The sequence below is a fragment of the Spirulina sp. CS-785/01 genome, assembly GCF_028330525.1.
GTDB lineage: Bacteria > Cyanobacteriota > Cyanobacteriia > Cyanobacteriales > Spirulinaceae > JAQMSD01.
In genome coordinates, this window is record NZ_JAQMSD010000146.1 from 20,619 (window position 1) to 31,809 (window position 11,191).

Genomic DNA, 11,191 nt, shown 5'->3' on the forward strand with positions numbered 1-11,191 from the left:
CCAAACAACAAACAACACACAACAAACAACTATCTATGACACAAACAACCGACTGGTCCCAACTACTGCAACAAACCCTCAACCGAGACTCCCTCAGCCAAGAACAAGCCGCCCACCTGATGCAAGGATGGTTAGACGAAGCCATTCCCCCCGTCCTGTCTGGGGCAATATTAGCCGCCATCCAAGCCAAAGGCGTATCCGCCGATGAACTCGCAGGAATGGCGCGAGTATTACAAACTCAGTCCCTGCAAAAAGAAAGATTAACCCACAGTCAGCCCGTCATTGACACCTGTGGAACTGGAGGCGACGGAGCGCAAACCTTTAATATATCTACAGCCGTCGCCTTCGTCTGTGCAGCCGCCGGAATATCCGTCGCCAAACACGGCAACCGTTCCGCCTCCAGTAAAGTAGGATCAGCCGATGTTTTAGAAGCATTAGGCGTTCATTTACAAACCCATCCAGAAAAAATTCAAACCGCCCTCTCTGAAGTCGGAATTACCTTCTTATTTGCCCCTGGTTGGCATCCGGCCATGAAAGCAGTAGTCCCCCTGCGTAAAACCTTAAAAGTGCGAACCGTATTTAATTTATTAGGCCCCTTAGTCAACCCCTTACAACCCACAGGCCAAGTCATTGGCGTATTTGCCCCAGAGTTTGTTCCCGTCATGGCCGAAGCATTAAATAAATTAGGCCTTCCCAAGGTCATGGTCTTACATGGACGGGAAACCGTAGATGAAGCGAGTTTAGGGGATGTAACCGATATGGCAGTCGTAGAAGAGGGAGAAATGAGACAAGTGGAATTAAACCCCCAAGACTATGGGTTAACCCAAGCCCCCCTGAGTGACCTCCGAGGGGGAGAATTAGAGGAGAATGTCACGATTTTACGCAATCTTTTACAAGGCAAGGGAACACCCGCTCAAATGGATGTAGTGGCCTTGAATGCTTCCCTCGCCTTACAAGTGGGGGAAGTTGTACCATTTTTAGACCATGCCAAGGGCGTAGAAATGGCCAAAGATATTCTCAGCAGTGGGGCTGCATGGTCGAAGTTGGAGGCGTTGGTGCAGTATTTAGAGGCATAAAGTCTCCCTTTTCCTTGACTCCCTTAACCCGTTTTAACGGGTTTAAGCTCTGAGCCTTGGGTTTTAACCCAAGGTTCAATAAATGTCGCTAATAAATTAGCCACTATCAACTATCAACTATCAACTATCCACTATCCACTATCCACTATCCACTATCTACTACCAACTATCCCACCTGTGCAGGTTCTTTAAAACTAATTTTTAGATAATCTTCCTCCATCTTTGCCCCGGAAGGTTGTAGGGCGGCTAACGCTTGGGGTAACACTAAATTGCGGCGATGGTTGCCAATGCGGACATTTAACTCATCCCCGGTTTTATTTAATTGAATCTTATCTTTCGTAATACCCGGTAAATACAACTCTAATGTATAACTATTCCCTTCTTGATTAATGCGAACGGTATTTTCTTCATAATACACCTGAGTGGGGTCTTCATCTTGTCCATAAAGCGTCTCTTTCAGCCTTTGTAAGGCTTCTAGTCCACACATTTCCTCAGAAAATAACGGAGCTTCCTTCACCGGGAGGGGGCGAAAATCATCGTGAATTTGCTTTTTATACAGCACTTGATTTTCTTTCCAGCGTTGGAAAAAAGGATCATTGACACTATCGGGAATAATACGATTAGCAATCACTAAATCTGTCGCTACATTATACAAACTTAAATAAGCATGAGCGCGGAGAGATTCCTTAATCACCATTTTTTCAGGGTTTGTCACCAGACGCACCGAGGTTTTTTGGTTATCCGTTAAAACTTGCTCTAATTCCTCAATTTGCTCGTAAAACTCGTAGGGCGCATCCATCACCTCTTTATCCGGTAAAGAAAAGCCAGTAATGGGTTTAAACAGGGGTTCAACTAGGGGACGCAAGGCCACCGACATCCCCTGTAAGGGTTTATAAAACCGTCGCATATACCAGCCCCCCACCTCCGGAATACTGAGCAAGCGTAAGGCAGTTCCCGTGGGGGCAGAGTCAATAATTAAAACATCATATTCGCCTTCATCGTAATGGCGTTTCATGCGGACGAGGCCAAAAATTTCATCCATCCCCGGCAAAATGGCTAATTCTTCCGCTTGGACTCCTTCTAGTCCTCTTGCTTGTAGAACTTGGGTGATGTAGCGTTTCACTGCTCCCCAGTTGCCTTCTAGTTCGATGAGTGCGTCCAGTTCTGCCCCCCAGAGGTTGTCGCGGACTTTGCGGGGTTCGTGGACCATTTCTTGGTCGAAGCTATCAGCGAGGGAGTGGGCCGGGTCCGTACTCAGCACTAAGGTTTTATATCCCAGTTCTGCACAGCGAAGTCCCGTCGCTGCCGCTACGGAGGTTTTTCCAACTCCTCCTTTTCCGGTCATTAAAATTACGCGCATGAGTTTTCCCAGCTTAAAAACGTTTACTTCTCTTAATACTTTAACGGGTTTTGGGGGTAAACAGGTGTTGCTTGAGGACATCCAACCGAGAAATATCCCAGTAGTCGATGTGGGAGACGATGAGGTTTTGGGGGTTGAGGGTGAGTTCGCTTGTTCCGGGGATGGAGATGCGCGGTTGCCAGGGGAGGGGGGTGGTCCAGTGGAGGGTCCATCGGGTGTAGATGTGATGGTCTTGTTGTTCGATGTGGTGGAGGTCCATTTGGATATCTTTAAACCATTTTTGCATAAACCCGATCATTTCTTGATATTTCTGAATGCCTCGAAATTCGGTCATCGGGTCTTTAAAATATACATCGGGGGCATAGATGCTGTAGGTTTGGTTTTGGGGGAAGTGTTGATAGTCTTGTTTGAGGGTTTCTAGGATGGTCATGGGGAAGATTAATTCAAGTCATGGGACAGGGGACTCAAGGTACAATTGTAGGAACTCTTGGATATGCTGCACCGGAACAGTTTCGGGGGATGGTTCATTATACGAGTGATTTATATGGGTTGGGAGTGACTGGGGTTCGTTTGTTAACGGGATGTTTACCGGAAGACGAAGGGGGAACGGTTGTGGATGCTTTATTTGATCTTCATTCTATGACTTGGGTTTGGCGAGAGTGGGTTGCACAAAATGGGGTTGAAGTCAGTGTGGAGTTCGCGGATATTCTTGATGGAATGATACAGGAGAAAGTGCGCGATCGCATTTCTTCATCAAAGAATATTTTAGCATTATTAGGAATCAAAAAACCATTCTTTAATATTCATACTTGTTTAGGGGAATGGCAAGGGACGTTTGGGTTAAATAATGCGAGTTTAGACGTTACCAGTTTATCTCAATCTAGGGATAATATATGGAAGCTCAAAGGCAAGTTAATGGTTCAAGGTAACTTCTTAGGAGTTTTAAACAATAAGCATGAAATTGTTGTAGAAATTGATCTTGACTTAGTTCATAGAACTGTTATTATTAGCGAAAAAGGTATTCCTTCAGGTTGGTTTTGGAAAAAAGCAGAAAAAAATCAAGGAACTCTAGTTTTAGATCAACACCAAATCGAACTGTTAAATTCTCTACAAGTTACTGGGTTTTAAGGCGTTTTGCACAGTTGTCCAGATGTCTTTGAAGGTTTGCTGGAGTTGGCGTTTGCTTTCCCAGCGTTGGAAGGCTCTCTCGTAGGCTTCTCCTTTGGGTTGAAAGGTTTTCCATGCGTTGAGGGTAATGATAAATCCCGATAACAATAAAATATAGCGCGACCAGGTGATTCCCCCTCCCGTCAGTAGGTCTAAGGCCATGAAAAACCCGGCTAAGAGTAGCGCGTTAATGGTTTTCTGGCGAAAACGGTCTTTTAAGTAGAGGTCAAAGGCTTGACGACTATATTCTAGTTCTTTCTGCCGTTGCCACTCTTGCTCGGCTTCTTGTAAGGTTTGTGGTGATATGCCTAATTCTTGGGCAATCTCGACCAGTTGGATTTGGGTAAACTCTCCTTGACTGTCGTGGCGTGCGATCGCTAGTTTTAAGATTGCCTGAAGTTCCTCTTGACTGTAGGTTTGCGTCATGGCTGACTCTGCAAATTACCTCTACTTCTTTCATTATGCCGTGATTTCTAGCAGGTGGGAGGACGGAAACCTCCCTCTCTACAAAGTTCTGATGATTCACAATTTGACCAAGATATCAACCCCAGAAAGCGGGCGCGTTGCCTCCTAACCGTCTCCCTCTCATCCCTGAGAACTTGTGTTGTGCAGCTTCCATAATGAGGCGACGCGCCCGCTATTCCTTGCTCAAAAAAAAAAAGACATATTTGTTACAAAGAATTTAACACTTCGAGTTACAATAACGAACTGGTGTGAGTCAATATACATAAAGCTGTTTACAAAGATGACTACAACTTCTGCTGTCCTTTCCAAAAATCAATCCGTTGATAGCAAAACCGTGGCTTCTGACACAATCTTGCCGAGAAGCTACAACCCCGATCAACAACTTAAGTATCTGCATCTACAGGCAGAAGTTGAAGTTCTACTCCAACAACTCCAAACCCTGAAACTGCGGCGAACAACAGATAGTCCCCAAGAGAATTAAGGCACAAAACGGGTTTTAATCTTTCAAGCTGCATTCCCTACCGAAAGTGTAGGGAATAAAGCCATTTTTATTATTACTAATATAGGGCTTGCTGAAAAAGTGTTCATTTGCTGGTGAGGCAAGGGAATAGGGAATAGGGAATAACCTACAATCAACGACTTTCTCCCCCTCTCCCAAGGTTGGGAGAGGGGGTTGGGGGGTGAGGGAAACTCCAATGATGGCTGATAGCTGAATGCTTACCGGGAACAGTGAACGTTTTAAGGCGTTAATACTGCTTCTCGTTGTTCTACTGTCTGACCTGGGGTTGTTCCCCGACGACAGTAGATTTCTGCCGAATTATTAGGACTTTCAATTAATTTCACCTTATCTAACTCAACCCCTAACTCCGCTAAGGGACTTTGTAAGGTTTGAGCAATATACAAGGCAATATTTTCGGCAGTGGGGACCACTTGGCCAAAATAGGCAATATCTTTATTGAGGAAAGTATGATCTAACGGTTCAACAATTAAATCTTCTACAACCGTTTGAAACTCACCGAGATCAACCAACATCCCGGTTCTTTCGTCCATTTCCCCCACCACCGTCACTTCTAAATGATAATTGTGGCCGTGGCCGTGGGGACGGGCGCATTTGCCGTAAATATCTATATTTTTAGCATAGCTGAGACTATCAAGTGCCAAGCGATGGGCGGCACTAAAGTGAGTGCTAATTGTTAATGCGGCTTCCATGTTATTTCCGTAATATTCAGTCCACAGTTCGGGATGTTCAAACAGTTGAATTTTAACCAGAGGAAGATGGGGAGAAAGTCGTTGCCAAATTACTCTAGCGAGGTTTTCCGTGGTGGGTAACGTCTCTTGGAATTCGGGCCAGATGTCATTGAGATAAGAAAAGTCTAAGTCTTTTAAGACATACTCTTTAATGGCATATTTGACATCGGATAAATTTTGCACCATGCCATAGTCATCTAGTTCCCCTTCTAAGGAAACGTAGAGGACATAGTTGTGTCCGTGACCCGGAAAACGACTACACGCACCGAATTGAGCCTGATTTTCCGTTTCACTGAGTTCCGGTAGCCAGTAACGATGACTGGCGGAAAACTGCGCTCGGCGATTGATGATACATTTCATGTTGGGCGGAACTGTATGAAGTTCTGTTAAGCTACCTTTATTCTAGTGTAAACGATCGCAGCAAGACTGCGATCGTTTGAGCGTCAAGAATCTCTCTAAGGTCAGGAAACCGAAATTATTGCCCCGGAAAACCGACATAGAAGAAATAGGTCAACATGGGAATAATAGACCCCACCACTACCAACGCAATAACCCAAATAGTCGCGTTTTGGTCGTCGGTGTCCTCAGCATCGGTAAATGTGCCTTCAACACTCACATCCGCTTGTTGCGGTGCGCCTGGGTCTTCTTGTCCCGATAAGACAGCAATTAAGCGGTTACTGGCACTTAAAACCCCTTGATTATATTTTTTGTCTTTTTTGACAGGCAATAATAAATTGTCCTGGGCTACACTGTCGGCCACCTCTGGGGGTAACTCAACTTGGTCTCCCATCTGAATGGCACTATCATTGGTCAAGGTATCTAACACCACAAGAACCTGATGAGCAGACGCTTCGGGGGAGGGAAACCAACGCTCAAAGAGTTGCTCGGTAAAACTGTCAATGGTTTCATCATAGGGTAAGCGATACACAGTGACAAAGCGGACTTCTGCCCCCGTTTTCTCCGCTAACTGGTCTAATTTTTTACTCACTTTCCCTTCATTGATGGGACTGAGGACATCCGCATCATCAACCACCCAAGTTTCCTCTCCTGGACTCACTTGGGGGAGTTGAGACAGGGAGGTGGCCCAAGCGGGTGTCACCTGTATCCCCCAACTCAAGACAACGGCTAAGACGACAAATAATGCCTGTTTCCATAGGCGGGGTCTTGGAGTCCCACCTGTCCACAGTTGTTTCATGGTTTCAATATGTCTCATCGCTGAATACTCGGCAATTTTTCCCATCTTATCTTAGCGTCGCAAGAAGACCTTCGCGTTCAGCGACGGGATGAATTGCGACAGTAGGGTTAACAGGTTGACAAGAATAGGGGTTACTGGGGTTTGGTTCTCACTTTCACTGGCCCATTGACGATGGTTTGACAGGATAAGCGATAACTGTCGGGTTTTTTCTTGAGTTTCCGTTTTTCAAATTCGGTTCGTTCAGAAAGATTGTTCATTCCTTCAATGACTTCTACTACACAAGTCCCGCATTGACCATATCCGCCGCAGTTCATCAGTTTGCCCCGTAAGGTGTAGATATCTACGCCGTTTTGTAAGCCTTGTTGCCGCAAGTTCGCGCCGTTTGCTGCTACTACGTCTTGTGTTTCGCCGTCTTTTGTGATAAATGTTATGTCTGCCATAAGCCTTCCTTCGTTTTAATGGTGACTTCGTTATTTTATTAAGAAATGCTAAAAAATGTGAATGTTAATTTCTAATTTAACTAGAATTAAAAGTTTAGACATCCTCATTGGGTTATAGGAATTGAGTCATGGGTAATGGGTAATTAGTAATAGATAATGGATAATTGGTAATTGGTTCTCCTCCATCTTCCCCATCTCCTCCATCTCCTCCATCTCCTCCATCTTCCCCATCCCCCCATCTCCCCTACTCTTGGGGACTGGCCAACTTAACTTTATTGGCGATATCGGGGTTATAGAGCCGTAAATAGTTCCAATAGTTGCCAAAAACCGTTTCGACATAGCCCTTGGTTTCGGGGAAGGGAATTTCCTCCACAAACTCATCGGGGTCTTGTAACCCAAAGCGTTGTACCCAGTTGTTGACGTTGCTGGGGCCGGCATTATAACTAGCGATCGCCAGTAAAGAATTATTATTAAACTGACGATGGGTATAAGCCAAAAACCACGTCCCCAAGCGAATATTATCCTCTGGGTTGGTTAACGAATACTCTTCACTCATCTCCGTTTCGTCCACTATCCAGTCCGCCGTATCAGGCATCACCTGCATTAACCCCAAGGCCCCGGCAGAGGAGCGAATATCTGGCTCAAAGCGAGACTCTTGGCGAACCAAAGACACCACTAACAAGGGGTTGAGTTGGTTTTGTTGGGCCCCTTGCAAAATTAACTCTTGATAGGGAAAGGGGAACAAGGCTTGCCAATATTGGGGGGTTTCCCGTAAGGCTTGCCATGCCTGTTTTTCGGCAGGGGTTCCCCGTTCTTTCAGAGACCAAATACTGGTAATGCCATTAATATAATCATCATTGGCTGCTAAGACTAAGCCTTCTGTGAACTGTTGGGGGACTGTTAACTCCCCGTCCTGTTGTCCCATTTCGGCATACCACAGACGCAGGACATCTTCATCTTGACCTAGTTGATAGAGTTCCTTAAACAGGGCGGACCCTGCCGGAGGGGTGGAACGATACTCAGGTGGAGCAACAGGGGGGGTGAGGTTTCGCACGGTGGTGAATGTTCCCACCTCCCAACCCAGGAGGGAGGCAGACCGCCAGGCGTAGTAAGATTCAGGATGTTGAGAGATCACATAGTTAAAGGCCGCTTCGGCATCTTCGCCATAGTCGAGACGGGCAGCCCATTTGCCCACCCAAAAGGAGGCTTTGGGGGCTAACCCACTATCGGGGGTGTTAATGGCGATGGGGTGCGCCCATTTCCACGCTTCCACATAGTTGCCGGCCTCGGCTTGTTTTTGGGCCATTTGCCAACGATAGCGGGAGGCGGCCTCTGAGCTTGGATATTGGCTCAATAGGGTTTGTCGGGCTTTGCCGGCCCCGTTGCCATCTTGGAGTTGATTTTCTAGGAGGTTAGCTTTGGTGAGGAGGGCATCAGGGGCGTGTTGGGGATATTGGGCAATAATTTGATTGAGATAGTCTAGGGCTTCTTGGGGGGGGGAGATAGCAGCGAGACGAGAGAGGGCTTTAGGGGCTTCTTCGCTGTTGGGATATTGGGCGAGGAGGTTTTGATAGTCGATGGCGGCCTGGCTGGTATTACCGCCAATTTCTCGCCCTCTGGCGGCACGATAGAGGGTTTTAGAGCTTGGGGGGGCTTTGGCGTAGGCGTTGCCCGCTTCGGCGTATTGCCATTGTTCCCAGTAAATATTGGCAATGGCTTCCCAGTCTTCGGAGGTGAGAATGTCGCTATAATTGCGGGTTAATTCTTGGAGAATGGGCCCCATCTCTTCGGCTTCTGGGGTATATTGCACCAGAAAGAGGAGGAGTTGGGGTTGGTCGAGGTTGCCATCGAGTTTTTGTCGGACAATTTCGTGGGTGCGGGGGTGGTGGGGGTATTCTGCGATCGCCGCCTCCCAATATTCCGGTTCATACTCCCCTAACTGATAATAGGCTTCTGCCACCGCTAAGGAGTCAGGATAGTTGCTGATAAGTTGTTCTAGGGTAGCTTTGGCGTTATCTAATTCATTGGTTAATTCGTAGGCCCGGGCCCGTTTGAGGAGGATATAGGGGGCTAAAACGGGATACTCCAGTTCGAGGCCAGAGAGCAGGCGTAAGGCTTGGCCGCCCTCCATTGCCGCCAGTTGGTCAGTGGCCAGTAAATAGCGGGCCCGACTGCGTTCAAAACTGGCATTATTTCGTAAGGCGATCGCTTCTAGTTCCTCAGCCCGTTCTTCCGGGGATTGAGACACCAGAGGCAACACCTGAGATTGTTCATTCTCCGGTTTTTCAGGATTATCCGGAGACCAGAGGGGGGTTTGGGCCACCCACTGTTCAATCTGTGTCCACCACCCTTGTTGTTGGGCTACCACTACCCCTGCCCCTAGAAGGGCCAAAATTACAACCCCAGTGCTGACGGTAAGAAAAGTTTGTTTAGTGCGTCCCTTTTGCATCCCTCTGTCTATAGATATGCCAATCCTTATCATACCTGTTGCTTGTTCTGAGACAATTAACAATTACCCATAAACAATCACCCATTACCCATTACCGATTCCCCATTCCTCACACAAACACCATTAAACTAGGTGAATGGTACATTTTTGCACAAAAGCAGTATGCAGATACAAGCAGTAGAGACAACACAACTCGATTGGACAGGCGATGCGTTGGCGGTTGGACTATTTGAAGGGGAAACCGACCTAGTGGGCGATCTGGCGGCGTTAAATGAGAAACTAGATGGCACGATCGCGGAATTAATTGAAGACTACGAGTTTACAGGCAAAAGTGGTGCTGTGGCCGTAACTCGCGTGGGCAGCAAAAGCCCCATTCGCAAAATTATTTTAGTCGGCTTAGGGGATTCTACCACCATTACCCTCGACACCTTACGCACCAGTGCCGCCACCATTGCCCGGACCGCCAAACAAGAGAAAGTAAAAACCCTCGGCATTAGTTTACCCGCCGTCGAAAAAGCTGATCTCTCCGCCCAAGTGATGACCGAAGGGTTACACTTAGCCTTACATCAGGATACCCGCTTTAAATCAGACGCAGACGAACAAGCGGCCAAACTAGAAACCGTGCATTTATTAGCCCTAGGGGACCAACCCTCTGCTATTCAGAAAGCCGAAACCATTGTCTCTGGAGTCATTTTAGCGCGAGAATTAGTCTCTGCTCCGGCCAACGAAGTTACCCCCATTACCCTCGCCGAAACCGCCCAAAAACTAGCCTCAGACTACGGGTTAGACTTAGAAATCTTAGAACAGGAAGACTGCGAAAAGCTAGGCATGGGGGCTTATCTAGGCGTAGCCAAAGCCTCTGACTTACCCCCGAAATTTATCCACCTCACCTATAAACCCCAAGGCACTCCTCGCCGCAAACTGGCTATTGTGGGCAAAGGATTAACCTTTGACTCTGGGGGATTAAACTTAAAACCCTCTGGCAGTGGCATTGAAACCATGAAAATGGACATGGGAGGGGCTGGTGCAACCTTTGGCGCAGCGAAAGCCATTGCCCAGTTAAAACCCGATGTCGAAGTTCATTTTATCAGTGCAGCCACCGAAAACATGATTAGTGGCCATGCCATGCACCCAGGGGATATTCTCAAAGCCTCCAATGGAAAAACCATCGAAGTGAATAACACCGATGCCGAAGGCCGTCTCACCCTAGCGGATGCGTTAGTGTTTACGGAAAAATTAGAAGTGGATGCTATGGTGGACTTAGCCACCCTAACCGGGGCTTGTGTGGTCGCATTAGGGGAAGAAATTGGCGGAATGTGGAGTAGTGACGATGGGTTGGCCCAAGAATTCCAAACCGCTTCTAATTTAGCCGGGGAAAAACTTTGGCAAATGCCCTTAGAGGAGAAATATTTTGAGGGCTTAAAGTCGCCCATTGCAGATATGAAAAACACCGGGCCTCGTGCAGGTGGCTCAATTACGGCTGCTTTATTCCTCAAACAGTTTATCGAAAAAACCCCCTGGGTTCATTTAGATATTGCCGGAACTGCTTGGATCGATAAAGATAGTGGGGTGAATAGTGCTGGGGCCACAGGTTTCCCGGTGCGGACTCTGGTGAATTGGGTGTTATCTTAGTGACTGAGTGAAGGATTGATCATTGTAGGGTGGGCAATGCCAGCCCTGTCAAGGTGAGAAATTGTAGAACGAGACACCGTTGTTTCAGACACTTGTGAGAGACATTTTCTCCCCCTCTCCCAAGGTTGGGAGAGGGGGTTGGGGGGTGAGGGCGACTCC

10 protein-coding genes are annotated in these 11,191 nt (G+C 47.2%); 3 read left to right on the forward strand and 7 right to left on the reverse strand.

The window, feature by feature from the left end; all coding sequences use genetic code 11:
- The first annotated feature begins 35 nt into the window (after nt 1–35).
- On the forward strand, nt 36–1,076 hold the full coding sequence (gene trpD, locus PN462_RS09285; RefSeq protein WP_272127841.1) for an anthranilate phosphoribosyltransferase: 1,041 nt from the start codon (nt 36–38) through the stop codon (nt 1,074–1,076).
- 166 nt (nt 1,077–1,242) lie between these two features.
- Here trpD and PN462_RS09290 read toward each other — a convergent pair whose 3' ends face one another.
- Together PN462_RS09290 and PN462_RS09295 are read right to left on the reverse strand one after the other, a co-directional pair.
- Nucleotides 1,243–2,436: a TRC40/GET3/ArsA family transport-energizing ATPase gene (locus PN462_RS09290; RefSeq protein WP_272127842.1), complete on the reverse strand. Its 1,194-nt coding sequence runs from the start codon at nt 2,434–2,436 to the stop codon at nt 1,243–1,245.
- Nucleotides 2,437–2,476: 40 nt separating this feature from the next.
- A complete protein-coding gene (locus tag PN462_RS09295) occupies nt 2,477–2,866 on the reverse strand; it encodes a DUF2358 domain-containing protein (RefSeq protein ID WP_272127843.1) in 390 nt (129 codons plus the stop codon).
- Nucleotides 2,867–2,886: 20 nt separating this feature from the next.
- Here PN462_RS09295 and PN462_RS09300 point away from each other — a divergent pair, with 20 nt between their 5' ends.
- Entirely contained in the window at nt 2,887–3,564 is a 678-nt protein-coding gene (locus tag PN462_RS09300) for a hypothetical protein (protein WP_272127844.1), read from the forward strand.
- Here the strand turns inward: PN462_RS09300 and PN462_RS09305 are convergent.
- The 5 genes from PN462_RS09305 to PN462_RS09325 all read right to left on the reverse strand — a co-directional run bounded on the left by PN462_RS09305 (nt 3,544) and on the right by PN462_RS09325 (nt 9,400).
- Nucleotides 3,544–4,029, reverse strand: a complete 486-nt coding sequence (locus tag PN462_RS09305) for a 2TM domain-containing protein (protein WP_272127845.1) — start codon at nt 4,027–4,029, stop codon at nt 3,544–3,546. The genes PN462_RS09300 and PN462_RS09305 overlap by 21 nt on opposite strands.
- A 777-nt stretch (nt 4,030–4,806) precedes the next feature.
- Complete coding sequence (locus PN462_RS09310; protein WP_272127846.1) at nt 4,807–5,676, reverse strand: 6-carboxytetrahydropterin synthase; 870 nt, start codon at nt 5,674–5,676, stop codon at nt 4,807–4,809.
- A gap of 115 nt (nt 5,677–5,791) precedes the next feature.
- Nucleotides 5,792–6,556: a photosystem II repair protein Psb32 gene (gene psb32 / locus PN462_RS09315; protein ID WP_272127847.1), complete on the reverse strand. Its 765-nt coding sequence runs from the start codon at nt 6,554–6,556 to the stop codon at nt 5,792–5,794.
- Nucleotides 6,557–6,642: 86 nt separating this feature from the next.
- Nucleotides 6,643–6,951: a 2Fe-2S iron-sulfur cluster-binding protein gene (locus PN462_RS09320; protein WP_272127848.1), complete on the reverse strand. Its 309-nt coding sequence runs from the start codon at nt 6,949–6,951 to the stop codon at nt 6,643–6,645.
- 244 nt (nt 6,952–7,195) lie between these two features.
- On the reverse strand, nt 7,196–9,400 hold the full coding sequence (locus PN462_RS09325) for a lytic transglycosylase domain-containing protein (RefSeq protein WP_272127849.1): 2,205 nt from the start codon (nt 9,398–9,400) through the stop codon (nt 7,196–7,198).
- Between the two features lie 162 nt (nt 9,401–9,562).
- On the opposite strand from PN462_RS09325, the gene PN462_RS09330 reads away from it, so the two are divergent.
- The gene (locus tag PN462_RS09330; RefSeq protein ID WP_272127851.1) at nt 9,563–11,032 is read left to right on the forward strand and encodes a leucyl aminopeptidase; all 1,470 of its coding nucleotides are present in this window, start codon (nt 9,563–9,565) and stop codon (nt 11,030–11,032) included.
- Nucleotides 11,033–11,191 lie beyond the last annotated feature (159 nt).